Below are 26,165 nucleotides of genomic sequence, written 5' to 3' on the forward strand. Positions count from 1 at the left end.
AGTTATTTGGCCTGTTCACGCAGTTTTTCTGGCAGCTTGTATTCACCTTTACTTCGCGAAATTTCTTTCACCGTTGGTGAATCTAGTGGGCCTTTCACTTCATAATTGACTTGAGTGAAGACCTCAACCACCGGAGATATCACCGTAGAGATGGCCAAGACATACAAAGCAGTTTGAGGCGCAACGGCAAACGCAGTCAGCATTGGTAAGCCTGATGTGATGTCTGGTGTGAATTTCACTTCCGCATCAACCATTCTGCTGTTCATATTAGCGATACCGCGGATTTGCATTTCCCCTGCTAACGCATCCATTACGATATCATTGGTGATAAACACACCGTCTTGGATTTTGCCTGTTCCCGTGATCGAGTTGAATGCCATGCCTTTATCGAATACGTCGGTAAAGTCGAGCTGCATCTTACGGATGATAGAATCCAAGCTAAACAAGCCTAACAAGCGTGCCGCACCACTAACTTCACTGATCACGCCTTTACCAAATTCCGTTGAGACGTTTCCTTGCAAGGTTTGTGTCTTCATTGACCAAGGTGCGCCGTCCCATTCCATATTGGCATTGATCTCAAATGGTGCTTGTTGAATGCCTGATGTAATACCAAAGCGCTCCATAAGATCGGTGTTGTTATCACCTTTCATTTTCATGGTTAAGTTGGAATGACTACTCTCTTTCGCCAGGTCCCACCAACCACTCATATCAATGCGGTTTTTGCCGCTACTAAAGGTGATATTTTTCCACTCCAAGCGGTTCTCGCGACGCTGCAAATCAACATTAACTTTGCCCACTTTGTAACCTTGCAGCCAAAAATCATCGATGTTCAAAGTTAAGTTTGGCATCTCTGCGTGAAACTTGCGGTCAAAATTGGTAATCAAAGGTGCGTTTTGATCTTCACTCGCAAAGATTGAACTGCGCTCTTTGGTCATCTCTTCAAACCCTGGGATGTACAGATGCAAGTGCTCTAAAGAGACCGATAGATCATAGGGTTTCAGATAGTTAGCTTTCCCTTTAACCTCTTGACTGTCCACATCGAGTTGCCAACTCAAATTTTTCTTGCTTGCTGAAAAATCCACATCATGAAACTCAATCCCACCGAGCTGTAAGTTTGGCGTTTCAACTTCAATGCGTGTCGGCAATGGAATGGTCGGCGTTTTCATGTTTGCCAAAACAGACGATGAAGGCTTGCTCTCAGAGACCTGCGCAAGCTCAGCCCATTGGTCTAAATTCAGTTCTTCGACACGCACCGAAGCATCGTGCCCGACAATAGGACTAATCCGGAAGCCACCTTTGCCAACCATTAAATGAGTCGCAGTCAGAACCGGGACATCGCCAGCGATATCTATCTCAGTTTGATACTTCACATTTGGGATCTGTAGTCTTGCTGAAATACTCTCTTGATTGCCAGATGCTTGCAGTTTCGCTTGCCCAGGCTCGCCAATTTGTTTCGCTAAAGGATAAGGATATTGACTAGCCAGACGATTTAGCTGCGCCAGCACTTCAAGCTGATAAGTGAAACCAACATCATTGAGTTGCAAGTCAATGTCCATTTGCCACGGCGCATGGCCAGAAACAAGGTTTAACCAACGCTCACCGACATAGGGTTTGAGAGGCTCGACATCCCAATCTCCTAGTGTATTAATTGTCACGTTGTAGCCTTGCTCCGCACTCTCTCCATGGAAATCAAGAGAGATAGGCTGTTGTAATAATTCGGCCGACAAACCCGATGTGGTAACCACATCATTGTCGAAGGTGATACGCCCTGTGGCGTTTTCAAGCATCATTGGCGGCGCTTCAACATCAACACGATTTTCTGTTAAATCGGCATAACCCCAAGCGCGAGACTCTTTCTCAAAATCAAACGGTATATTGAGTTGAAACTCAGAGTAAACGGGACCACTCACTTGCAGCGCTGTCAATGCGGCACCGACTGAATCCACTAATGGCGTCGCCATCATGTAGTCACGGACTTCATTACCCGGCGCGCTTGCTTTCGCTTCAATCTCGATGTGTCCACCTTCTGCCAACTCAGGGATTCGCCCAGTGATACGCTTGGCATGAACGCCATTTAGTGTGGCTGATTTTGAATCCAAATACATGGCATCATTTTCAAACAGCAAGTCTAGCTGCAAATCCGTGATGGTTGGCCATGCAGTATCAAAGCTAAATTTCGCGTCTTTTAATCCAACCCAAGCTTGGAACATGCCATTATGTTCTTTGTAAGGAAAATCACCTAACTCGCCATACCACAACAATTTCGCTGTATTCACTTTTCCGCCCTGAATCGCGGTCGAAAGATAGTCGGTCAAGTCTTGTCCAAGTGCCAGAGTCGGTAGATAGCGCCATGTCTCACCCGCGTTGTAGAGATCCGCTTCGGCATAGAACGATAAAAATGGGCTTTGTTCTTTTGGAAAATCAAGACGGAATGCCCCCAGGACTTGAAGATCAGGCGTTGCTGCCGTCACTTTGTCCGACCACAAGCGCCAGCCGCTCTCATCTTGCTGCCAGATAATATCGACTTCACCTTGTTTGATATTCAGCGGAGCTTGGAATACATCGCCGTACGGAAATACATCATCAATGACGGTGACTTTTGCTTTAGCTTGATTCACATCCCCCGATACGCTGCCCTGTACGTGATGAAACCCGGGTAGGAGCTCCCATTGTGTCATCGCGAGTTCATCCAGTTCAGCCGAGTAGCGTAAGGTGTCTAAACCACCGTTCATTGACAATCGGACATCTTCGACCCGACCTTTCGGTGCTAGTTTGTTAATAAGGTCACTGGTCGACTCTGACTCTGGAGCCAGCTTGATGAGCGGAATGAGTGCTTCTATGTCGAGTTGAGAGAGATTAAGCATCCAGCCGTTTGGTTGCCAATCAAACGCGACGTCTAGCTCTGGCCAAGGGGTATTATCGGTTCTGATTTGAAGTGAGTGACCATTTACTTTCCAGCCTTGTTTATCTGGTCGAAGATTGAAAATTCCAGACTCAATAAACAGCTCATGATGTCCATCTTCATTCCACACCAACTCGGAAGGCAGCAATTCAACATAAGCATCATGCGGTTGGCTATGTTTGAGCGTTAGCCAAGTATTTAAGCTGACTTTACCCGACTCTGCTCCTGACTCTTCTTGCATGTAAGTGGTCAGCCAAGGTGTGACCGAGACATCTTGAGCACTCACGTAAAACTCACCAGATACATCGCGCAACGAGCCATGATCTTTAAAGTTAGCGCTTACTAACAATGAGTTCAGGCGAACATCGGCAATGCTAACCGTGCCTTCGGCTACGTGACGTTTCCCTTGATTGCTCCAACGAAGCTGCTCAATATCTAAACGGCGAGTTTCACCAGACACCGACTTATACCAAATCCGTGAATCGCTAATAGTGAAGTCTTCGAACTGACGTAAAAGAAGTGAGTCGAGTTGGTCAATGAGTTTCACTTCGCTCTTATCCACTTCAGGCTTCGGTTCTTGACGATGAGAAGTCGGCAGAATGTCTACCGTGTGAATGTCTAAAGCGAGGTTATGAATGGTAAGGTCTGCAACTACAGGTTTAAGTTGAAAAAGAGATTGAATAAGATCGAACTCAATTTGGACTTCTTCAACAGCGAAGCGTGCATCTTGCACGTTTGGTAGATTTGCCTCTAAACCCAGTAACGCAATTGAGGGATGATTATTGCGCCACGTCCCTGCGACATTAGCAATAGAAACGTCAAAACCTGTGCCTTGTTTAACCCAGGTTTTGATCTCATCTTGGAAATGGTTAAGTTGCGGCAGTGTGACGCGAAGCGTGGTTACTAATATGGCTAATAACACCAATACAGTAACTAAACTCCACGCACAAAAACGCCCAAAACGGTTAACACCAGAATTCACAAATGTTCCAAATTACATCATTACGACGTCAAACTGTTCCTGAATGTACAGGGGTTCAGCCTGAACTCGCACTTGCTTGCCAATAAATACTTCGAGCTCTGCCAACGCATGAGACTCATCGCCCAATAGCGCTTCAGCAACAAACGGCGATGCGTACACGACAAAATTATCGGCGTCGTAAGCACGGTTCACACGAGTAATCTCGCGTAATATCTCAAAGCATACGGTTTCGACCGTTTTCACGCTGCCACGGCCTTCACAAGTAGGACAGCCAGAACACAAGATATGTTCAATACTTTCTCGCGTGCGCTTACGCGTCATTTCAACTAAGCCAAGCTGGGTAAAGCCGTTGATGTTGGTTTTTACTCGGTCTTTCGCCAGCGCCGTTTCCAGTGAGGTAAGTACTCGCTGACGATGCTCTTCGGATGCCATATCGATAAAATCAATAATGATGATACCGCCGAGGTTACGTAAACGTAGCTGACGCGCAATAGCTTGCGTTGCCTCTATATTGGTATTGAAGATAGTCTCTTCGAGATTACGACGACCAACAAATGCACCCGTGTTGATGTCGATGGTGGTCATGGCTTCGGTTTGATCGATGATCAAATAGCCGCCCGATTTTAGCTCGACCTTGCGCTCTAAAGAACGCTGAATTTCGTTTTCGGTGTCGTACATGTCAAAGATTGGCTTGTCACCTTCGTAAAGCTCAAGCTTATCTGTTAACTCCGGTACATACTCAGAAGTGAATTCTTTCAGGTTTTCATATTCAAGGCGGGAGTCGACCATGATCTTATCGAGCTCTGTGCCAACAAAGTCACGCAGAATGCGTTGAGCTAAGCCGAGTTCACCGTAAAGTGTTGAACGCGTTTTGTATTTTGAGCGACGCTCCATGACTTTTAACCACAAACGCTTTAAAAATGCCGCATCTTGAGAGAGCTCTTTTTCATCAGCGCCTTCTGCCGCGGTACGAATGATAAAACCACCGTGCTCATCGCAGTAATGGTTAACCACCTTTTTCAAACGCTCGCGCTCTTTTTCACTTTCAATACGCTGCGAAACACCGACATGGCTGGCCCCCGGCATAAAAACAAGATAACGCGAAGGTAAGGTGATATCCGTCGTTAAACGCGCACCTTTCGTGCCGAGCGGATCTTTGACCACTTGCACAACAATGTCTTGTCCCTGGCGTACCAGTTCAGAGATATCACGGACTTGAAACTGCTGTTTTTCGTTTTCTGCCACACATTCGGTATGAGGAACAATATCTGACGCATGTAAAAACGCCGCTTTATCTAAACCAATGTCGACGAAAGCCGCCTGCATACCTGGTAACACTCGGCTTACTTTGCCTTTGTATATATTGCCCACAATACCGCGACGCGATTCGCGCTCGATATGTATTTCTTGTAGTACTCCACCTTCAATCATGGCCACACGAGTTTCACTCGGGGTCACGTTAAGCAGCAATTCTGCACTCATGTGCACACCTCAAAACAATTATAAAAATTCTTGAATTAGCTGATCGGTTTCGAACAAAGGTAAGCCTACTACAGCGTGATAACTGCCTTCGATTCGGGTGACAAATCGCCCTCCGAGTCCCTGAATACCATAACTTCCAGCTTTATCGCATGGCTCTCCTGACTGCCAATATTGTTCGATTTCTTCGTGAGTCAGTGGTTTGAACCACACGTCAGTGGTAACGACCACTGAATGTTGTTGTTCCGATGATACAACGCTCACCGCAGTCATCACTTGATGACGACGACCGGATAAGTCAGTAAGCATACGCTTTGAATCTTCAAAACTCTTTGGTTTTTCTAGCACACGGTCATCGCATACTACGACCGTATCAGAGCCCAATACAACGGAATCAGGCTTAGCCAACGCTAAGCCTGCCTGAGCTTTTTCCAAAGAAAGACGCAACACGTAATCTCGTGCTTGCTCATGAGCCTGTTTGGCTTCCTCAATATCAGGCAATACGATCTCAAAATCATAACCCAGTTGAGCAAGCAGCTCTTTTCTTCTCGGAGAACCCGATGCGAGAACGAGAGATAAGCTTTTCTTCACCGCTTTACCTTACGTGCCATGCACGACGAACTCGTCGCATTAATAAAAACATCCATGGCCAAAGTATACAGTTTATTGCCGCCGTCCACAGAGATAATGGATTAAATACTACGTCCTGGTTCAAATATTCCCCACAGAATATCAAAACTTCCAATAACGCAGTAAAAAAGGCAATTAAAATCGACTGTTGCCACAATGCCATGTTGCGAATCAACAGGAAATTCAGCGCCACAAGGTAGATAACGATCGACATCATCATGCCACGAATTCCAAGCGTTGAGCCGATCAAGATATCCCACAATAAGCCCAACACTAGCGCAGTTCCGACGTTCACTCGGTGCGGTAGTGCCAACACCCAATAACACGTGACAAGGAACAACCATGACGGACGTAACACATCTAACACACCTGGCCATGGAATGGTTTGCAGTACCAGCGCAACGAAGAAACTGACGCCAATCACCATTCGGCTACTCAATACATTATTGGCCATCGGTTACCTCTTGTTCTTGCTCTAGCCCTTCATCTACATTGGACCGCAGTACTTTGTGTTGACGGTCTTCATTCGGCCAAATCAGCAGTAGGTAGCGTAAGCGATCAAATTCCACAACCGGCTCAGCCTTGATTGAGGCGAACTCTTGACGCGTATCGTGATCCACATTGGTAACCGTCGCGACTGGATATCCTTCAGGGTAAATACCACCTAAACCGGATGTCACCAATAAATCACCAACCTGAATATCTGTGCTGGTTGGAATGTGCTCCAGTTGGATTTCATCCATTTCACCATTGCCCGATGCGATCACTCGGATATCATTGCGGATCACCTGGACAGGAATTGCATTTTTCGCGTCCGTTAGCAGCAGAACACGTGCGTTGTGCGCTGCGACAAACGTGACCTGACCAACGATGCCTTTCTCATTGATAACAGGCTGACCAACGTAAACACCATCAATACGGCCTTTATCGATCACCACTTGATGACGATAAGGTGAAGTATCAACCGCCATTACTTCTGTCACGACTTTCTTTTCATCACGGACAAATGAAGATCCTAACAACTTACGTAAGCGTTGGTTTTCTTCTTTATACTGGTCGAGCAAGATAAGCTCGCTTTTCAGGCGTAGTACTTCTCGCTTTAAGCTGCGATTGCCTTCAACCAATGCCTGATGAGAATTAAAACGTTCAAATACGCCATCGAACATACTACGAGGTAAATTCGCTGCGTACTGAATCGGTGCAACCATACTGTTTAGTAGGTATCGAACGTTGGAAAACGTATCTAGACGACTATCGGCCAGCATCAAGCTCGCCGACACGATGACAGCAAAAAACAGACGTAATTGCAGAGACGGACCTCTGCCGAAAATCGGTTTCATCTTGTTTTTGACCTGATTGCTTCCATGATTATTGAGCCTTACTTGGCAACCTAAAAATACTTAACTAAATACTTTTAGGTATGGAGCATGTTTGAATTACAGAGAGAGCAGAAATGAAGGTGAAGCCCGACATGAGCTTCACCTAAACCTTTATTCTTCAGAGAACAGATCGCCACCGTGCATGTCGATCATTTCTAGTGCTTTACCGCCACCACGCGCAACACACGTTAGTGGATCTTCCGCGATAACCACAGGAATACCAGTTTCTTCCATTAGTAAACGGTCTAGGTCTTTAAGTAGTGCACCACCACCGGTTAGTACCATACCGTTTTCAGAAATGTCTGAAGCAAGCTCTGGTGGACACTGTTCTAGTGCAACCATGACTGCTGATACGATGCCAGATAGCGGCTCTTGAAGCGCTTCTAGGATCTCGTTTGAGTTCAAGCTAAAGCTGCGTGGCACACCCTCTGCAAGGTTACGACCGCGAACTTCAATCTCTTGAACTTCATCACCTGGGTAAGCAGAACCGATTTCGTGTTTGATCTTTTCAGCCGTTGCTTCACCAATCAAGCTGCCGTAGTTACGACGTACGTAGTTGATCACAGCTTCATCAAAGCGGTCACCACCGATACGTACAGACGATGAGTAAACCACACCGTTTAGAGAGATAACGGCAACTTCAGTTGTACCACCACCGATATCGACCACCATTGAACCTGTCGGCTCAGATACGCGTAAACCAGCACCAATTGCCGCCGCCATTGGCTCGTCGATTAGGTAAACTTCACGGGCACCAGCACCAAGTGCTGATTCACGAATTGCGCGACGCTCAACTTGGGTAGAACCACAAGGAACACAAACAAGAACACGTGGGCTTGGCTTTAGGATGCTGTTATCGTGCACTTGCTTGATAAAGTGCTGAAGCATTTTTTCGGTTACGTAGAAATCAGCGATTACGCCGTCTTTCATTGGGCGAATAGCGGAAATGTTGCCAGGTGTACGACCAAGCATCTGTTTTGCTGCGTGACCGACTGCAGCAACGCTTTTTGCAGAACCTACACGATCTTGACGAATAGCAACTACAGAAGGTTCATCAAGGACAATTCCTTGCCCTTTTACGTAAATTAGAGTGTTGGCTGTACCTAAATCGATAGATAGATCGTTAGAAAACATGCCACGAAGTTTCTTAAACATACTCTTCGCTCATCCTGCAAAAATATAGAAGACAAAAATTGCTCTAAATGTACCAATGCCTCGCTGTCACAGCAAGGTATTGGTACACAAACATGAGCAGAAAGCCTCAATTTCTTGCAGTTTCCTAACTTAAGGGCAAAAACCTAAGTTGTTACTGTCCGGTTAACCCTGGCTCACCACGGTAAATCACGCGATCGTTACCACGATGAATACCAAAGGTGACGACGGATGATGGGTTTTCTTCGGAGCCATCATTGTCCCAATCATATTTGAGCCATGGTAAGCCATTTTTTGAATCATCAAGATCTAACCAAACGCGCGTTTGCTGACGGTATGGTTCAGCTTGAGTTGCAGTAACAGATCGAGAAGAACCAGAAGACACTTCACCACCAGCTCCTAGTGTAACCGCTTTAGGATCAGCATCAGTACCTGTTGGCCAAATATGCCTTTCAGCGGCAGTGACACCTTTCACATCGGTTTGATTATCATTAGGGTTGGCGATAAAGCGGCTACCATTCCAGTATTCGATTCTTAGAGGAATATGTAAGGTCGCACCCTGATTTCCACCAACATCATCTAGGCCTACACGACCAAAGCGGATATCAGGTTGAGTAGAAAGAACTGGATTACCATACACCGATATAGGATCTGGCTCTGTTGCCACGCCAACCTTTATATCTGTCGCTTTTATGGTGTTGCCATTAAGATTAAAAGGTCCATCTTCGTAACCTGCGGCAGGAGTCTTTTTCATCCAACACAATCCTTCTGCCGAATTGCACTCTCCACTTAATGGGGGAGTCAGTGTGAAGCGTTGAATACTTCCCAATGCGTCTACCCAAGAAGGTGTTAAATTCCCCTGAGCATTAAACCGATTCAATGAATCACTCAACTCAAAAGATGCTACATGTTCTTTGTTGAAGTATTTATAATTTTCTACTGATTTTGGAACATCCCCACCAGTCAATACCTCTACTTCATACCACATAGAATCGAAGTTTTGATTCATATAGTTAAAGCTTTGACTTCCAGCATAGTCCCAATTTTGCCCGCGCAACGTGTAGAACTTAGGATAGAAACGACCAAGTGTAATGGTCGCGGGCTGAATCAAGAATGAACTCTTACCAAGGTAGAGAGACGTATTTTCAACATCGCCTTTGGGCGCACTTATTGAAAATTCAAACGCACCTACCTCTGACACAGTTTGAGGAAATAACGTTTTAGCATCATCAGAAGCAATATGTTTATATGTGTCTGTGAGAAGCTCTGCTTTTTTTCCGCCAGCACTTATAGCGGGATACACAACTTCATTTGACACAACCATTTGTTCTTCTTCGTAGTTTTTAGCTGGTATATGACCTTTACCATCTTCACTATACTGCAAAGCAGTGATGCTCATAGTAAATTCCTCACCAGCTGAAACAAACCGACTATCACACCCAGAGTTAATACTGCTACACCGCCCACCTGCAGTTACTTGGAGGCGATGTGGATAACTCACAAATTTGCCAACACCCTCGGAATCTTGAATCCCCTCAACAGAAGCAATAAACGAAACTTGACCTACTTCAGGATAAGTAAACTTAAACTTAGCTTGCCCATTATCATTAAAGTATACATCCTTAAGGTAAGTACTCCCTTTCTCTGAAATAGTTTTGTCCGAGCTCCAAACCGGCGCAGTATCCCCCTCTCTCTTCATATAGTTTAACGTAACATCTGGCTGCACTATCGGAGCTACGGTATGCTTCATGCTCATATTAATATTACGTGTAGTATCGGTTGTTGAACTAGATGAGCAAAATTCAAAAAAGTTGCTATCTGAAGACTCCTTGTTAGCGATGACATCTTCAGCAACGATAGATAACGTATTGCGACGGAATTTAATCTTACAGTATTTGGCCGAAAGCTCACCACCATTAATTCGACAACGTGTATCCTCAAAACCGAACTGTGGAACCGAGCTGTGTGCAATACCCATAGTAACTTCACCCGCTCTAGAGCCTCGAATCTGAAGATTAGTAGACCCCTTAAAGCTAATTGGTGAACTTTGTTCCCAATTAGCAACATGATGCCCCGCACTGGGGGAAAGAGTTACGTGCAAATCTTCGGCATCGGTTATTGAGCCAGGATAAAGCGTATTACAGTCTTTATCCATACATGCCCTCAGAGTGACATCAGACGGCTGACATGTACTGCCAGAGCCGGAGTAATCAAACTCAAAATGATGGATACCTTCTGTAAGTGGCTGGAATTCGTCGGCACATATTTGGAAGTTATCAATTTCATGCACATTTTTTACCAAGCCAGTAGAACCCGCTACAGACACTCGAAATTCACTTGGAGCAGTCGATTGAGCAAAACCTTGCATGATATTGAAAGAATCAATAATGTCCTCCCAATCTAGGTTATAGCTTTTTAGTTTCCCTCTATCATCAACATCAACTTTGAGGTTACCTTGGTAGCTGGCTCTTTTGATAGAGACATAAACCCCGGCGTCTCGACCATCGATAGCCCGTGAATCAATAGTCATCCGATAACGGTGAATCTCGTCCTTTGACTCATCATCAAGCTTGCCAACGTTACTGTTCTTTTTAATAAAGCGATACCCACCGAACCATCCTTCAGGGAACGTACCTATACGATGGTTGTTCGTGTCAATATATTCACCAGGACCTTTTTTCTCACCCGATCCTCGTATTGTTATTGAATGATCATTCTGTCCAGGGCTACTATCAAGCGGATTTTTATCTTGATAATAACTGCCTTCATTAGAGAAGTTACCATACTCATCAATACCAAAAGCGATCCAACCTCCAGCAAACCCTTCGATGCCTCCGCCGTCAGGTTTCACGCCATAACCTAACGGCCCACCAAATGCACCAGTAGATGGTGGAACACTTGCATCCGAAAACACAATCGCTACCCCATCTGCACCAGTGTTGTTACGGTTACCATCGTACGCAAAATGGTCAAATTCAACTTCAATAATGTTGTTGCTTGATGGAAATATATAGTTGTATGCGCCAACTGCGGCTTGGCCCTGCACATTGTTGGTTATTCTCAAACGATTCTTGTGAATAAATGGTTTAGGCTCTGCACCACCCTGTCCATTATAATCACCGCTAAAGTAACCCATAGTTGCCCACTTTTGCTCAAGGTCAGATTCTTGAGCAAAGGCCTCAACATCAATACATTTTTTTGGATCAGGTAAAGTTGGTTCAGGCTCTGGCGGCGTAATGCCACAGTAATCATAAAAATCTCTATATTCTGAACTACTCACTAAATCAACAGGACATTTACCCTTCGATTGCTGTGCACTACATTTTGGATCGCTTAACCCACAATACGCAACGAGGTTTCCATCATAGGAATACGATGAATTCGCAGTACCGCAAAGGGTAGTATTATTAGAGAACTCAATGTACCTATTGCTTGGAAACTCTAAAGCCTTACTGTCCGCTAGGATTTTTGCTGCAGACAAAGCCATTCCTGCATTAAGAACACCTGCCGTGCCAAACACTGTTGAGTTCGTCACGTTCAGGTACTTTTTAGTGTTTACATCATCACCGATATAGGCGTTACTGATATTTGCCCCATTATTTTCACTTGATGCTGTACCACACACATAAGAATTACTAACTACCTCTAGATACCCCTTAACCTCAACATCACTTTTCACTCTTGAGCTATTGATCTGACCGCCATCGTTAGAACTGACGACTTCACCATCAACAAGGGAGTTTTGAACATCCACATAGCCTTTAGCTAAAACATCACCATCTATCTGACTACTTTCAACTAAAATGCCCTGATTGCTGCCTTGAGTATTATCTACATTGCCGCTCACGGAAGAATGGCTTACTTTGATATACCCTTTGCTTATAATACTGCCTGAAACATCTGAACCTTGCTGGATGACTACAGCGGGACTGCTATTACTATTTGTACTTACATAGCTGGCAACTTTAGTGTTAGTCAGTTCAATATAACCATCCGATGAGATTTGCTGGCTTACCTGATAATGATTAACCGTGACGGCCCCCTTAGCCGTAATATGACCACTCACAGACTTTGCGCTGGCACTGCCAGACGCATCAATATCTACCCCACCATTAGAGCTTGTGATACTGCCGTTAACCGAGCTATTGAAAGCTTCAATTTCTTGCTTCGCGATGAGATATGAGCCAACAAATGCATTATTAATACGAATACCACTATGACTGCTGTCAAGGTATCCATGGATAGCACCGTTTGAAACATCTACATAGTTTTTAGCGATAACATTTTGGCCGACATCGACATTGGTCAGCTTGACACCATCTTTGGTACTTCTTACCGTCCCTAGCACAGTCGAGTTAGATAGCTCTATATAGTTACCATTATCAATATGGCCATTAAGAGTCAGGTTAGAGGCAGCAAATGAATTTCCGTTGAGATCCAACGATAAAGAGTTGCTCGGGCTACCGATGGTATTATAACCGCCAAAACTCACGTATTTTTTTATACGCAGCCAACTGGTTTGGTTATTGGTTAAGATTTTATCGCCGGGATCAAGCGATAATCCCTTTGAGCAAGTGTAAATGGTTAAACTGTAGTTGTAACTGCCCTTCCCTGGACAAGGGCTATTTTTAGCATATATCTTTCCTTTCCAGCTATACCAAGGCGTGAGATCGAAAACAGTAGCAAAAGCATTTCCAGAAAAAAACAGCAATCCAGAAATTATAATTAGTATTCTTGTATTCATTTGTACTCCTTTACCCAAACCTCTTGCTGACGCTGTACCTGTATAACCCCAGAACCACACATTGCCGTGGCCTGCACCTTAAAAAGAGATTTAGCGTCAGGGGTACCCTCATTGAAAGTACCTATATTTGTACATGCCATCGCATTAACCTTGCACCCACTTCCCACAGCTACCGGCGGAACGGCACCGCTAACCTCCCCACTGCATACGGTCTCGATATCTGTTGTACTTGTATCTAACGGATACATCTTGGTCAGTGCCCACTCATTGGCGGACTGAGCAACAAACCAAGCTTTTGTTCCCAAAAACTCTCTTGTTAATCCGCTTTGATTCGACCATGTAACTTTCATTAAAGAGGAAGCCAAATATCCCATTACAATAATGACGAATAACACGATGATTAGTACATTTCCGCTGGAGTTTCTTTTACGGGACATTGAGCACCTGCACATCTTGTTGATACACACTACGTTCACCATCCTGCTCAAACTCTAGATTTATATGAACTAAACCACCTCGTTGCAGAGTAGGCTCTAGATAACGCATACTACTTACGGACGTATCGACACTATCCGCAACCGTAATACCATTTCGCGTAACTTGCTTGGTATCAAAACAGTAGCGAACCTCCGACTTCTCTTGATAAATATAAAGACGGCTAGAAACAGAGGATCCCGTAATCGTACTTGCCCCCCCACTAACAACAAAAACCTTACCTGTTTTAGCTAAACCACCAATGGCTATATTTCGCGAAGAAGTTGATTGTAAATCTTCATATCGGCTCGGGTTTATCACAATCCTGCGATTCGCAGGAATAGGATTAAGCGTTGAGTCATTACCTAGCAAAAACTCTAAGTCATTATTCTTAAAAGTGTAAAAACCAGAATATTCAATCGGCATAAACTCTAGACAATTAGTTGTTCCTTTTGGCACATGAAAACTATTAGGTACAGCATGGCGGATTTCACGCGTCATCTTTTCTAAAACAAACTGAGCCTGTGTTTGTATTCGTTGGCGATCGATAGTATCAGCGTAACCTTTCATTCCTAACTGGACATACCCAGCTATACCCAACATGATGAAGCTGCCGATCACAATCGTAACTATCATTTCCATTAAGGTGAAACCACGAGCTTTCATCAGTAGTTCCCTTTAATAGCGGTTAAAGTAAGGGGCTGCGTGTTCCCCGCAAAAATCCTTAATGTTACTTTTTTGTATTCGGTTATTTCATCGGGAGCTTTATCCGTCAGATCATCATATGCAACGCTAACTTCTAATCTAAAGTTTTTGTACTGCTCAGTACTGTCCGCACCAAGTACATCACTGATATTCCCTCTAGAGGCACCATCACACTGAGAAGCTGTTGTAGATGTGCTCCAACACCCGATATAGTCATCTACATCGTTGAAATCACTAGGCGTTGTTTCCAAGGAACCGTCTAGTTTTTTATCCACACCTAATTTATTTACGTCAGTGCAGCTCACTCCATTCTCACCACATCGAACAGTACCACCATCAAAATCGCTGTTCTCATCAAAGCCTCGCGCCAATATCTGAGACATAAAACCTTGGCCTAATGCAGCGGCACGAGTTTGATAATGAGGAATGGCGGAATCTCGAATTTGAGGGACAAGAAAAGAAGTAAACGCCACCATCGCAATGCCCATTAAAACAATCGCGATGATCATTTCTATCAAAGTCATGCCACTAGATTTCTTCATGAGCATGTTCCTTTAGAAACATAGCCTTGAGTATTAATTTCAACTTGGCAGCGGCTTCGACCATGTTTATCTTCAATTAAGATGTTTACAGCACCACTTACAGGATTGCCGAGAAGGTTAAAATTAATTGTATTTGCGGCACCGCTGATAACGGAAAACTTTGCGGACTTATCGATAACCACGTCACTACGGGCATCTTGTGCACTACCTATTAGTGCGCAGGCAGCAACTGAACCAACACATGAGCTAGAAACTTGCAAACGAAAGTTATCATCAGGTTTCTCAACATTCGACTGCATACGATTCACCTGCACTTGGCGAATCACAGAAATCACGCGTTCTTGTAATGCATATGCAGAAAAACTGCCAGAGCCCATAAAACGGCTGGCTGCAAAAAGTGAAAGGATAGAGAGGAGAACAATCACGAGGATTAACTCCATTAACGTGAACCCTAATGCAGAGCTGCGAATTTTCATAACCCAACCTTAGGCTTAGAACAAGCGAGATAAGTATACGATGAAATTATGAGATTAATGATAGGTTTATAATTTTTCGATTCGAAGTGTGAACAGACGAACAAATAACCAATGTCTAGTTATTTTGCCCTTTTGAACGACCAATCTCTTCTTCAATTCGATCGTAAGTTTCTTTATTGCTCAATGTTTCAGAAACCTGCTCGGCGGTTTGCTTAGTTTGCTCCCACTTTGCTTCGTAAGTTTCTGGTTCAAAGCTGATAAATCTTGGTAATACCACATAACCGATCACACCCAAGATAATTAGCACAACCACAAACTCTATTGCACTAAGACCTGATGATTTACGCATATGAACTATTCCGAGATTAATCAAAATAAAGAGATAAAGGCCAGCCAAAACGACTGACCCTTACAGAAAAATTTAGCACTTATCGCTAACAATTACAGTTTTGGCGGCTTTATCTGCTGTACTACCCGTTGCCTCTATATAAGCCACATAACAACCAGTTGTTTTTTCTTCATTATCTAACTCTGTTACATCTAACTTCCAGCCTTCAGTATCTCTACCTTCAAATGTAAATGCTGTACTAGCATTAGTAAGCGAAAACTCTTTCCAATCATCAGCTAAACCTGTTACAGCAACATCTAAACCTCCCTCTGTTGGGTAGCCATATGCTAGTGCAATACCTTCAACGCTTGCTTTGGCATTACCTTTTTCTAACCCTTCAACACCCTCAACCGCAGCTTTGCCATATGTGATACCCGCAGCACCATCAATGGCACCTTTCAAACCTTGTAATGAAGCTTTGCGAGCATCATCTTGCAGGTTAAGGAAACGTGGTGCTGCAGTTACCGCTAGAATACCTAGGATTACAATTACCACTACCAATTCGATAAGGGTGAAACCACCTTGTCTTTTCATTGTTTACTCTCTCTATGTAAGCATGCAGTACAACTGCAAAGTTTTGTTTAGGTCACGCGACCATTTTGGATATTGTCAAAACGGTTTGGGGCAGCAACGTTCACTAAAACTGACCGTGAAGTGGATACTGTATCTACCGCTTGAGCAGAATGACGATTCGCCATTATTCAGTTCATGCTGCAATGAGAAAAACACATTATTGTTTACCCACTATTACAGCCTGTTACTTATGGTAATGATTGCATTATACCGACTTTCATTACCAATTATAGTGATTAGGTGTCAAAAAATTCACTCTGCCGACATTTCGACGTCTATTTTCAGTTGATTAGCAGTTAAGATAACTACAATCGACTGACCATTTTCATAAGTGTATTGACAGACATAACGATCAGTTTTGATGGCTCCACTGATATCTATTAACTTGTTGGTCATTATTTTACGTTGGGGGTAATGCACCGCTAGCCAATAACCACAATCTAATACACCTTGCTGAGTAAAGGGAGACACTAACCCGTCCTCAGTCATAGTAAGGTTAAAACCATCCATCAGCATATGCTCTGGCTCGCCTTGTACTAGCCAAGCTTGACGATAACGCTGAACACTATCTTGCATCCAAACTCTCGCCAACTTAGCCCCAGTTACTTGTGCTTGCTCGGTCACAGGACGTAATTTGACCGCCAAACCCACCGCCATAATCGTAGCAATAACCCCAAACACAATAAGCGTTGCTCGGCTTTGATTTTCAACCACCTATTAGCCGCCTTTGATGATGTCGAGCATTCCCCACATTGGTAAGAAGATACCCAATGCCAGCACCATGACCATGCCTGCGACAATCACCAAAAGTAATGGTTCTATTCTTGCGGTCAGCGTTTTTAGATCGTAATCGACTTCTCGATCGTAAAAGTCCGACACCTCCAGCAGCAACTCATCAATACGACCAGTTTCTTCACCTACTGCAATCATCTGAATCACCAATGGGGTAAATATTTTACTGTTGATGGCCGTCACTGAAATGGTGCTACCCGCTTCAATTGCGGACTTCATCTCAAGAATTCGGTTTTCTAAAAAACGGTTCCCTAAGGCTTCCCCGGCCAAAGCCAAAGACTGGTTAAGTGGCACCCCTGATTTCAGCATCAACGAGAAGGTTCTGGCAAAACGAGAAAGCTGCGCACGATTAACGATATCGCCTACAATTGGCAGCCGAAGCCGAAACTTATCGAACTTCTCCCGACCATCAGCCGTCGCCACCCACGCTCTGAATACAGTAAACGCGCCAATCATTGCCACAACCAGCAACACCCAATAATTTACAAAGAAATTAGAAGTCGCGATCAAAATACGCGTCGGCAATGGTAGCTCAACCCCAAAGCGCGTGAACATCGATGCAAACTCAGGGATCACCAAGATATTCAATACAAACATGGCGATGGTGATAAAGATAATGACAAACGTCGGATAACGCATCGCCGCTTTGATGCGTTTGCGAGTCTCAAGTTCCTGTTCGTAGTAATTCGCCAGTTGCAATAGCGCTTGGTCAAGCCGACCCGTATTCTCACCGACGTTGATCATAGAAACGAACAGTGGGCTGAATACTTTGCTGTGTTGCTGCATCGCAGAAGACAAACCTCGGCCATTACTCAGTTCAGAAACGACATCTTCTAGCGCCTCTTTGAGCTGTTTGTTTTCGCAATTTTGCAACAAGCCACGCATAGAGCGCAGCAAAGGTACGCCAGCTTTAGTCAAACTAAACAACTGGCGAGAGAAAAGAATAATTACTTCCAACGGAATAGCAGGCACAAACAGCTTAGACAAGCTCACTTGGCTTTTTGCCGACTCTTTCTCTAACCGTACATTGAGCGGGATGACCCCTTTGTTCATCAATGCTTCCGCCGCAGCTTCTGAGTTCACTGCTTCGATTTTGCCGTTAGTGGATGAGCCGTCTAGCGTGCGGCCTTGATAACGAAAAGTTGGCATTCACTTACCTATATGAAAATGGGATCAGTCTTACCAGAAGCATCGCCCTCACCTAGGGTCATCACTTCGTCCAAACTGACGGTGCCTTGTAGCGCCAGTTCCATTGCAGAAGCAAGCAGTGGCTTATAGTTTTCTGAGCGGCGCGCGGCTTGCGCAAAGCCAACCGCATCATTGGCGCGCAATTTATCCATCATCTCTTGCTCAAGTTCGAGCATTTCAAACACACCGATTCGGCCTCGATAACCAGTCAAATTACAGTTTTGGCAACCTGCGCCTTTATAAAAAATGGTGCTAACTTGATTTGGGAAACGCCCAGCTAACCACTGCTGGCGAGACTCATCTAAGTGGTCTTCTGTTTTACAATCGGGGCAAACTCGGCGCACAAGACGCTGCGCCACCACAGCTCTGACTGCACTAGCAACCAAGTAACCCGGCGCACCCATGTCGATCATACGTAACGCACTGTCGACAGCATCGTTGGTGTGGAGAGTACTCAATACTAAGTGACCCGTTAGTGCAGCTCGCAGACCAATTTCTACCGTCTCTTGGTCACGCATCTCACCAACAAGAATGATGTCTGGGTCTTGACGTAAAAAGGTTCTAAGAACACGCGAGAAAGTTAGATCGATCTTGCTGTTAACCTGTACCTGAGTGATGCGAGGCAGACGATATTCAACCGGGTCCTCTGCTGTAATGATCTTTTTCCCAGGTTCGTTGAGCTCACTCAATGCGCCGTAAAGCGTGGTGGTTTTACCGGAACCTGTCGGCCCGGTAACCAAAATCATGCCGTGCGGACGCGCCAACTGTCGACGCAAGCGAGCAAGCAAGTCTGGCGGCAAGCCCGACTCTTCTAACGGACGCAAACCAGCGGACTGGTTAAGCAGACGCATTACCACAGATTCTCCGTACTGCGTTGGTAACGTCGACATACGAATATCAATTGATTGGCCACGAACTTTGATATTGAATCGGCCATCTTGTGGCAAGCGCTTTTCAGAAATATCTAGGTGTGCCATCAACTTCAGTCGAAGAACCAAAGCCGATGCAATATTCACTTCATTTAAGAGCGTTTCATGCAATACGCCATCAATACGCTGGCGCAAACGCAATACTTGATCGTCTGGCTCAATATGAATATCCGAAGCTCCAACCTGTACCGCATCTTCAAACATGGAATTAACCAGCTTTACAACGGTAACCTCTTCACTGTCGGCCTCATCAATACCGTAATCAAAGCTTTGTACATCTTTATGCTCTTCATGCAGCTGCTCAGCAAAGGAGGCAATTTCTTTAGTACGGCGGTAATAGCGGTCAAAGCTTGAAATGAGCTGACGCTCCGAAGCCACAATGAACTCAAGGTTGTATTGGCCCAACAAGTTCATCAATGATTCTTGGATGAACAAGTCCGCAGGGTCACTCATAGCAACGCGCAGTGTGTCCCCATTTCGAGCAACGACCATCGCACGTAAGCGACGTGCGTGTACCTCAGGTAGAATCTGCACGGCTTCGGCATCCACAGGCGCACGACCAAGATCGATCAGTGGCAAACCAAGCTGCTGAGACAAGAAGTCCAACATTTGCTTTTCAGTAATAAAGCCAAGGTCAATTAACGCATCCCCTAACTTCTGCCCGGTACTGCGTTGTGCGTTTAGTGCTTGCTGGATTTGTTCTTCAGAGACGATACCTTCCTCAACCAGAAGATCGCCCAAGCGTTTTCTCAACTGAATTTTCATTGTGCGCTCTCCAACTCTTTCAAGATGTTCAAACGGTCACGGATAAATGCTTGCGATTGATTCGAAATGCCAACTTTACCCAGAGCTTGGTTGTAAGAGTTAATCGCGGCAGTAAAAGCCAGGGCGCGCTCTTGTTGAATAGCCAAACCTAACCACCAGCGCGCGTTTTCCGGCTCACGCTGAGTGAGGAGTTGATAGCTCTCAAGCGCAATGTCATTTTGCTTGTGTTTTTGTGCCAATGCCGCACGCATCGCCAAGTAATCTCGACTTAGTACTGGAGGCAAATGAACAAGCGGGCTCAGCGCCGCTTCAGGTTGATTAGCTTTCACTAACAACTTAGACAAGGCCAAGCGGAGTACTTGGTTGTTCGTATCTAGGTTGATACCTTCTTGAATAATCTCATATGCTTTACGCGTGTCACCTTTACCAAAGTACAACGCTGATAACTTTTGACGCGTGTCTGCATTCATTGGCTCATAACGCAACGCCTCGGCATAAGCCGATAACGCCGTTTGCATATCGTTAGCATCCAGTGCTTTTTCCGCTCGGCTAACCGCTTTAAGAGATAATTGGCGGTGAGTAAGCTCAACCTGCTCAATGCGCATTGAACTGTTTTCTGATGTTGTGTGGGTTACGTGATCGTATTGCTCCTCGCTCGGCATCGTTGCTAACTGCGCGAGTAAAACTGCATCATCAGAGGCGATATTTATCTCAGATCTTGGCGTGAACCTATCAGTCTCTTGCATGTGAGGCTGTTGCGCTACCGGCTGTGTGGCTGGTTTAGTGTAAACCACTTGAGTTGTATCGGGCGTCATTTTACTCGTTGGCGAGTGAGTGCGCTCCGATGAAACAATTGGTGAGACATTCACAGACGACAGTGGCATAGCGTCGGTTTGAAACTGTGATAGCTCGCCTGAAGGGACAGGACCGCGAGAGACCGCCCAGCTACCAACCGCAAGGCTTAACGAAAAACCGGCGACAAGCCAAAGCCAAGGTTTACTGCGTGAGACACTTGGAATCTCCGCACGAGTAAGCTCTGACGGCGATGTTTTTTCAGCAAGTTCTGATAATGCTTTATTGATGGCACTCAAGGTTGACTCCATCCCCAAAATACGGGTGTTTTAAACTTAGGTTTACGGGCATCAAACGTATCGTGCATAGCGGCGTAAACGTGATGATTTTTCAATAGTGTGCAACGCTCATTAAATGCAGCAAGCAACGACTTGTGGCTAATTTGGTTTATCAAGCGCGGAATCCCCATGGATGAACGCCAAATCGCTTTTTTCTGTTCAATAGAAAAAATGTGCGCCCCATTGCCTGCTTTATCTAAACGATTATTGATGTAAGCCACGCCTTCATCGATAGAGAGAGGACGTAACTGGCAACTAAACGTAATGCGTTGACGAAATTGCCTTAGCTCATGGTTAGCCAATCTTTCATCCAACTCAGGTTGTCCGAATAACACCAATTGAATGAGCTTATCTTGTTCCGTTTCTAAGTTGCCAAATAGACGTAATGTTTCTAAAGCTTGTGGGGAAAGAGCTTGCGCTTCATCAACGATCAAGACGGTTTTCTTTCCCAAGTAATGTACTTGAATCAAGTGCTCTTGAATGAGGGAAACGATACGCAGCGGATCATCGTTCTCGATACCCAACTCTCTGGCGACAGCAAACTGCAACTGTTCCCCATTCAACACTGGATTGGGTAAGTAAATAAGCTCAACTTCAGATTCAATCTGCTCGATCAGCTTACGGCATACCATGGTTTTTCCAGTGCCGACTTCTCCCGTCACCTTAATCACCCCTTCTCCCATTTGCACGGCAGCTAGGATGGTTTGGATCGCCTCATAGTGAGGGACTAACCCCAAGAACATTTCTGTATTTGGGGTTAACGAAAAAGGCTGAACTCGGAATCCAAAGTGTGACAAGTACATACTCGAATCACAAACCTATTGAAAAACAGAACCTTTCCCAGCACTTATTGCGCATCTGGGAACCACTCTTGCAGCAGATCACGAGAGCGCTCTAGCTCTTTCTGCCAAGAGTTCACGCCAACTACGGTCGGTTTTAGCAAGATGACCAATTCTGTTTTCTCAGTTACGTTATTCACGTTGCGGAACAAATGCCCCAGTGCTGGTACATCGCCCAAAAATGGGACTTTAGAAACAAGCTCACGATTTTGCTGTTTCATCAACCCGCCGATAACCACAACATCGCCATCTTTAGCACGAATAACCGAGTCTGATTCACGAATAGAGCTTTTCGCTAATGGCAGTTGGATGTTTTGGAAATCTCCGCCCAAGTTCAATTGCTTCACTTCTTCCGTGACTTCAATAACTGCGGGGTGAACATGCAGGAACACATTGCCTTTGTTATCAATTTGCGGAGTCACATCGAGGGAAATACCCGAGAAGAATGGCGTCAGTTCCACTTCAGGAACTGCATTTGAGTTTTCACCGTTGCCTGCATTACTCGATAGCTCGGTAACAAAGTACTCATCGGTACCGACCTTGATGACAGATTTTTGGTTGTTGGCAGCGGTAATACGAGGGCTCGAAAGGACGTTCAAGTCACCTTGCGTAGACATAAAGCTCAACACGGCATTGAAGTTACCATCCGAAATAGTCACGTTGGTTTGACCGCCCAATAGCGTGCCAATCGCATCCAATGGTGGTAATGTCGACGCAGGGCGGTTGACTACGATACTACCCGAGTTACCAATTGACGCCGATAAGTTTGACCAGTTGATGCCTTGTTGGTAGCCATCATTCAACGTCACTTCTAGGATTTTAGCTTCAAGAATGACCTGGCGCTGCATGCGCTCCTGCGATACACCTAAGAACTCGCGTACTTCGCGAATATCATCTGGAAATGCTCGAACCGTAATAACTCCCGCTTGTGGCGTTACAACCACACTTTGCCCTTTGCCTGAACCAATTAGATTCGCAACAGCTTGCTGCAGCATCGGCCAGAAATCACTTTCAGTGATGGTTTCAATGCGTGTACCACCCGTAGATGTGGTCGAGCTATCGTTGTTGTTTCCATTGTTAGAGTCTGACGAGTCAGAACTGTCTGAGCTACCACCAGAATTAGACGTACCAGCCGAGGTTACAGAGCCCGTAACAATGCTGGTTAATGAGCGACCAGAACGCTTGAACTGCAGGTAATCGACTGGAATGGTCACCGTACGCATACCTGCTGGGTAGATTTGAATAACTTTGCCAGACTTCACCACGTCATAGCCATACATATTCTGTACGACATTCAGAACTTCATCCAATGTCACATCTGACAAGTTGACAGTGATATTACCTTGTACCGATGGGTGAATCGCCACACTGTACTCTGTGCCTTTCACCAACGAAGCGAAAAAGCTTCTTGCATCGACCGCATTCGCTTGAATACGAAAACGCTTCGAGGTGCCTTGCTCTGATGCAACGTTCGAGTCTAAATTTGGCATCAAGTCTGCCTCAACAGAAGAAGGGATTTCTTCCAATGTGCGGCTGTTCGCTTGATTGATCGATTCATTGAGCGCTTCTTTAACTTCCACTGGATTCCGATGACCCATTGAACATCCCATTAAAGAAGCAATCGTTATTCCTACAACTAATTTGCGCATATCTGATCGGGCTCTGGTTATTATTGTTTTACGTTTAAATCAAAAAGCTCTAGGTCCCACTGACGGTTACCACGCTTTAAAGTTACAAATTCACTATTAATGCTCGCGACGCGATAACCCTTAAATAGCTCGCCTTTTTCGACAAGTTTGTTATCCATAATCGCGATACAATCAGTACTTGGCTTACACACAATACTGTTGAGCTTAGGCAGTCGATACCGTTTAACTTTTGGTTTCGCTGACGTTTCAACCGCTGGCTTTTCCCAACCAAGTGGGGCCGTTGGGTCCTGGTTTGCCCAAGCGGTTCCTGCCGCTGCCATAACAAGCAATGAGATGATGAGTTTGTTAACCACCAATAAACTCCTCTCTAGATCCTAGTGTGTAGACTTCTAACACAAGCTTCGCTTTCGGGTACTCTTCGACTTTATAACTAAAGCTGCGCCAGTAATAACTCGCAGGAAGGCTCTCCAATTTATTCAGATAATTAGCAATAGAAAAATAGTCACCAGTCAGTTCCATACGAACAGGATGCACGTAGTAACCAGAGTATTGCGATGCTTCTTTATCTTCCGTTATTGGCTCAGATGGCAAGGTTTGCAGAGACAAAAGGTGAATGCCACTTTGCTGCTCCAACACATTTTCAAGCAGCTCAGCCATTTGCGAAGGTGTAATAAGATGCTCGATGATCTCCGCTAATTGCATCGAAAGATGCTGACTCTCAGCTAACAGATTAGATATCGCGCGATCAATCTCAGCATTTGGATCTTTCTTAAGTTGCGCCTGAATACGTAGCGTATCGATTTCAATCTTTTGATTGGCTTGCTTTAAATTACTTAGTTGCCTCTCATTACTGATGATCTCGTTAAGCTTTGGCTCCAATACCAGCGTAAAGAGCAACATGATCACGACAACTAAACCGCACAATGCGGTGAGCACTTTTTCACGCGTACTCATTTCGCCAAAGCGCCCTTCTAATGAGAGCCAGAATTCGTTCATTTCTCTTTATCCTCGCGCGTTTTTAGTTCAAACGTCACAATATCCTTATCATTTCGACCTATTTTGACGTCGTCAAACGTTCGGCCAACCAAGCTAATTTCATTTTTAAATTGGCTGACCCAATTTGGCACTGAGCTCGGTTTTTTCGCTAGTCCCTTCAGGTCTAAGGTATAGGTATTGATTCGAATTTCGGACAAAGAAATTTCTTGGTTTCCTAGCTTCGCTAATGATTGCATCACGCCAGAGTAACCCGTGCGTTGCGAGTCATCGTATTTCCCGACAGCTTTAAGCGAGTCTCGCTTCGCCTTGACTTCACGCTCTAAGCGGGCTTTAGCTGCCAGCTTATTATTGTCAGGTTGATGCTTACGTAGCTTGACTTGATAACGTTCAAGCTCTGACTTCATGATATCGCCTTTACTTTTTACAATAGCAATCTCATCTTCCAAACCGCTGCTCTGCCAAGTCACATAACCGTAAGAAAATAGAATTGCAGCCGCCGCAACGCCCCAAGATAACGCGATATTTTTTAGCGTCAGGAGCTCTTTTTTCGGCTTTAAGTAATCGGGATATAAGTTGACGCGTCGAGTATTTGAAGTAGCCGCAGTGTCAGCCAAAACATGTCCTGATAGCTCATGTTCTGGTGGTAATAACGGTGAAACCTTAGTACTTAAACGGTAGTTCAGAGCCTGAACAAGCTCGCTCTCATCCTCTTCATCGCAGCACACTTTCAATTGATGTAATTGCACGTGGCGTAACTGAGATGAAAGATAATCAATCGAACGTTGCAGTTCTAACGACAGACTGTCCATCTGTAAATCGCTAGACGGAACCCCCGTTAACGGTGGCGTCACACTGCGAATAGAGCGGTGGAACGCAATAGTATTTTCAACAAAAGCGCTTATACGGAAATGACCACGCACACTGCGTTGTAATAATAGGAAGTTTCCTAGTTCACCCGCAGTCTCTCCCCAAATATCGTCTTCAGGAAGAATGGCTTCTAATGGTAACTGGGCTCGGCTGGCCAGTAACACAATCTTATCCAATATTTTTCGCGATAAGACGTATGCTTGCACTTTGGTTGAATTCGGTAACTCGACCGCATCGGCAATAATGTCGATGGCACGCTCAGAGATCAGTTCTTTCAACAAAAACGGTAATGCAGCTGGCCATTCTTGACGCGGCATGACCGGTTTGTCGATTTGGTACATCTGGTAATAGTTATGAGAAAGAATAACCGTTAATGAATCATACGCACTCGCTGCAACGCTCAATGCTTGCTCAACGGCTTTTTCCCAATTGGACTCAGAAATATCAAATTGGTATGGACGACTACTTTTGATTGAAGATGATAAATAAACGGCGTCTGGCTGAATAACCAAAAAGCAGGAGCGACCACCACTAGATGATCGCTTAAGCTTGTCGAATAGTGCTTTGAAATCCATGATTATTAT

22 protein-coding genes are annotated in these 26,165 nt (G+C 44.9%); all 22 read right to left on the reverse strand.

The window, feature by feature from the left end:
- Positions 1-2: 2 nt before the first annotated feature.
- The 22 genes from R7P72_RS20210 to R7P72_RS20315 all read right to left on the reverse strand — a co-directional run bounded on the left by R7P72_RS20210 (position 3) and on the right by R7P72_RS20315 (position 26,156).
- Positions 3-3,884, reverse strand: coding sequence for a YhdP family protein (locus tag R7P72_RS20210; protein WP_318110755.1), 3,882 nt, complete (start codon positions 3,882-3,884; stop codon positions 3-5).
- 12 nt (positions 3,885-3,896) lie between these two features.
- Positions 3,897-5,366 carry a ribonuclease G gene (rng, locus tag R7P72_RS20215; RefSeq protein ID WP_005381138.1) on the reverse strand — a complete coding sequence of 490 codons (1,470 nt, stop codon included), beginning with the start codon at positions 5,364-5,366 and terminating at the stop codon, positions 3,897-3,899.
- An 18-nt stretch (positions 5,367-5,384) separates the two neighbouring features.
- Positions 5,385-5,954, reverse strand: coding sequence for a Maf family protein (locus tag R7P72_RS20220; protein WP_005381139.1), 570 nt, complete (start codon positions 5,952-5,954; stop codon positions 5,385-5,387).
- Between the two features lie 4 nt (positions 5,955-5,958).
- On the reverse strand, positions 5,959-6,447 hold the full coding sequence (mreD, locus tag R7P72_RS20225) for a rod shape-determining protein MreD (RefSeq protein ID WP_005381141.1): 489 nt from the start codon (positions 6,445-6,447) through the stop codon (positions 5,959-5,961).
- On the reverse strand, positions 6,437-7,333 hold the full coding sequence (gene mreC / locus R7P72_RS20230; protein WP_005381142.1) for a rod shape-determining protein MreC: 897 nt from the start codon (positions 7,331-7,333) through the stop codon (positions 6,437-6,439). Before mreC ends, mreD begins: the two co-directional genes overlap by 11 nt.
- 150 nt (positions 7,334-7,483) lie before the next feature.
- On the reverse strand, positions 7,484-8,527 hold the full coding sequence (locus R7P72_RS20235; RefSeq protein ID WP_005381144.1) for a rod shape-determining protein: 1,044 nt from the start codon (positions 8,525-8,527) through the stop codon (positions 7,484-7,486).
- Positions 8,528-8,678: 151 nt separating this feature from the next.
- Complete coding sequence (locus R7P72_RS20240) at positions 8,679-13,268, reverse strand: DUF6701 domain-containing protein (protein ID WP_318110756.1); 4,590 nt, start codon at positions 13,266-13,268, stop codon at positions 8,679-8,681.
- Positions 13,265-13,705, reverse strand: coding sequence for an MSHA biogenesis protein MshP (locus tag R7P72_RS20245; protein ID WP_258494768.1), 441 nt, complete (start codon positions 13,703-13,705; stop codon positions 13,265-13,267). Before R7P72_RS20245 ends, R7P72_RS20240 begins: the two co-directional genes overlap by 4 nt.
- Positions 13,695-14,408 (reverse strand): PilW family protein, encoded by a 714-nt coding sequence (locus tag R7P72_RS20250; protein WP_258494770.1) that lies wholly within the window; start codon positions 14,406-14,408, stop codon positions 13,695-13,697. The genes R7P72_RS20245 and R7P72_RS20250 overlap by 11 nt, the downstream gene beginning before the upstream one ends.
- Positions 14,408-14,989: a type II secretion system protein gene (locus tag R7P72_RS20255; RefSeq protein ID WP_158159795.1), complete on the reverse strand. Its 582-nt coding sequence runs from the start codon at positions 14,987-14,989 to the stop codon at positions 14,408-14,410. The genes R7P72_RS20250 and R7P72_RS20255 overlap by 1 nt, the downstream gene beginning before the upstream one ends.
- Positions 14,986-15,465, reverse strand: a complete 480-nt coding sequence (locus R7P72_RS20260; RefSeq protein ID WP_048626843.1) for a type II secretion system protein — start codon at positions 15,463-15,465, stop codon at positions 14,986-14,988. Before R7P72_RS20260 ends, R7P72_RS20255 begins: the two co-directional genes overlap by 4 nt.
- Before the next feature lie 115 nt (positions 15,466-15,580).
- Entirely contained in the window at positions 15,581-15,814 is a 234-nt protein-coding gene (locus tag R7P72_RS20265; RefSeq protein WP_047103652.1) for a type II secretion system protein, read from the reverse strand.
- A gap of 72 nt (positions 15,815-15,886) precedes the next feature.
- Positions 15,887-16,387 carry a type II secretion system protein gene (locus R7P72_RS20270; protein WP_053350602.1) on the reverse strand — a complete coding sequence of 167 codons (501 nt, stop codon included), beginning with the start codon at positions 16,385-16,387 and terminating at the stop codon, positions 15,887-15,889.
- 291 nt (positions 16,388-16,678) lie between these two features.
- Positions 16,679-17,140, reverse strand: a complete 462-nt coding sequence (locus R7P72_RS20275; protein ID WP_238855076.1) for an MSHA biogenesis protein MshF — start codon at positions 17,138-17,140, stop codon at positions 16,679-16,681.
- Between the two features lie 3 nt (positions 17,141-17,143).
- Positions 17,144-18,367, reverse strand: coding sequence for a type II secretion system F family protein (locus R7P72_RS20280; protein WP_005381186.1), 1,224 nt, complete (start codon positions 18,365-18,367; stop codon positions 17,144-17,146).
- A gap of 8 nt (positions 18,368-18,375) precedes the next feature.
- Positions 18,376-20,100, reverse strand: a complete 1,725-nt coding sequence (locus R7P72_RS20285) for a GspE/PulE family protein (protein ID WP_005381188.1) — start codon at positions 20,098-20,100, stop codon at positions 18,376-18,378.
- The gene (locus R7P72_RS20290; RefSeq protein ID WP_238855077.1) at positions 20,097-21,191 is read right to left on the reverse strand and encodes a tetratricopeptide repeat protein; all 1,095 of its coding nucleotides are present in this window, start codon (positions 21,189-21,191) and stop codon (positions 20,097-20,099) included. The genes R7P72_RS20285 and R7P72_RS20290 overlap by 4 nt, the downstream gene beginning before the upstream one ends.
- Positions 21,188-22,033 carry an ExeA family protein gene (locus R7P72_RS20295; RefSeq protein WP_053303467.1) on the reverse strand — a complete coding sequence of 282 codons (846 nt, stop codon included), beginning with the start codon at positions 22,031-22,033 and terminating at the stop codon, positions 21,188-21,190. Before R7P72_RS20295 ends, R7P72_RS20290 begins: the two co-directional genes overlap by 4 nt.
- Before the next feature lie 44 nt (positions 22,034-22,077).
- Entirely contained in the window at positions 22,078-23,718 is a 1,641-nt protein-coding gene (mshL, locus tag R7P72_RS20300) for a pilus (MSHA type) biogenesis protein MshL (protein ID WP_005388471.1), read from the reverse strand.
- Between the two features lie 20 nt (positions 23,719-23,738).
- Complete coding sequence (locus tag R7P72_RS20305) at positions 23,739-24,071, reverse strand: hypothetical protein (protein ID WP_005381196.1); 333 nt, start codon at positions 24,069-24,071, stop codon at positions 23,739-23,741.
- Positions 24,064-24,714 (reverse strand): type II secretion system protein GspM, encoded by a 651-nt coding sequence (gene gspM, locus R7P72_RS20310; RefSeq protein WP_005381197.1) that lies wholly within the window; start codon positions 24,712-24,714, stop codon positions 24,064-24,066. The genes R7P72_RS20305 and gspM overlap by 8 nt, the downstream gene beginning before the upstream one ends.
- Positions 24,711-26,156, reverse strand: coding sequence for a hypothetical protein (locus tag R7P72_RS20315; RefSeq protein WP_005381199.1), 1,446 nt, complete (start codon positions 26,154-26,156; stop codon positions 24,711-24,713). Before R7P72_RS20315 ends, gspM begins: the two co-directional genes overlap by 4 nt.
- Between the last annotated feature and the right edge of the window lie 9 nt (positions 26,157-26,165).

Origin of the sequence: Vibrio sp. Vb0888, assembly GCF_033338835.1 — a bacterium.
In the GTDB taxonomy this organism is placed as follows: domain Bacteria; phylum Pseudomonadota; class Gammaproteobacteria; order Enterobacterales; family Vibrionaceae; genus Vibrio; species Vibrio alginolyticus.

Coding starts and splice junctions, on each gene's coding strand:
- R7P72_RS20295 (WP_053303467.1), bottom strand. CDS start 22,033: ATGTACTTGTCACACTTTGGATTCCGAGTTCAGCCTTTTTCGTTAACC.
- mreD (WP_005381141.1), bottom strand. CDS start 6,447: ATGGCCAATAATGTATTGAGTAGCCGAATGGTGATTGGCGTCAGTTTC.
- R7P72_RS20245 (WP_258494768.1), bottom strand. CDS start 13,705: ATGTCCCGTAAAAGAAACTCCAGCGGAAATGTACTAATCATCGTGTTA.
- mshL (WP_005388471.1), bottom strand. CDS start 23,718: ATGCGCAAATTAGTTGTAGGAATAACGATTGCTTCTTTAATGGGATGT.
- mreC (WP_005381142.1), bottom strand. CDS start 7,333: ATGAAACCGATTTTCGGCAGAGGTCCGTCTCTGCAATTACGTCTGTTT.
- R7P72_RS20270 (WP_053350602.1), bottom strand. CDS start 16,387: ATGAAAAGACAAGGTGGTTTCACCCTTATCGAATTGGTAGTGGTAATT.
- R7P72_RS20285 (WP_005381188.1), bottom strand. CDS start 20,100: ATGAAAATTCAGTTGAGAAAACGCTTGGGCGATCTTCTGGTTGAGGAA.
- R7P72_RS20280 (WP_005381186.1), bottom strand. CDS start 18,367: ATGCCAACTTTTCGTTATCAAGGCCGCACGCTAGACGGCTCATCCACT.
- R7P72_RS20260 (WP_048626843.1), bottom strand. CDS start 15,465: ATGAAAATTCGCAGCTCTGCATTAGGGTTCACGTTAATGGAGTTAATC.
- R7P72_RS20255 (WP_158159795.1), bottom strand. CDS start 14,989: ATGAAGAAATCTAGTGGCATGACTTTGATAGAAATGATCATCGCGATT.
- R7P72_RS20315 (WP_005381199.1), bottom strand. CDS start 26,156: ATGGATTTCAAAGCACTATTCGACAAGCTTAAGCGATCATCTAGTGGT.
- R7P72_RS20240 (WP_318110756.1), bottom strand. CDS start 13,268: ATGAATACAAGAATACTAATTATAATTTCTGGATTGCTGTTTTTTTCT.
- R7P72_RS20265 (WP_047103652.1), bottom strand. CDS start 15,814: ATGCGTAAATCATCAGGTCTTAGTGCAATAGAGTTTGTGGTTGTGCTA.
- R7P72_RS20250 (WP_258494770.1), bottom strand. CDS start 14,408: ATGAAAGCTCGTGGTTTCACCTTAATGGAAATGATAGTTACGATTGTG.
- rng (WP_005381138.1), bottom strand. CDS start 5,366: ATGAGTGCAGAATTGCTGCTTAACGTGACCCCGAGTGAAACTCGTGTG.
- gspM (WP_005381197.1), bottom strand. CDS start 24,714: ATGAACGAATTCTGGCTCTCATTAGAAGGGCGCTTTGGCGAAATGAGT.
- R7P72_RS20235 (WP_005381144.1), bottom strand. CDS start 8,527: ATGTTTAAGAAACTTCGTGGCATGTTTTCTAACGATCTATCTATCGAT.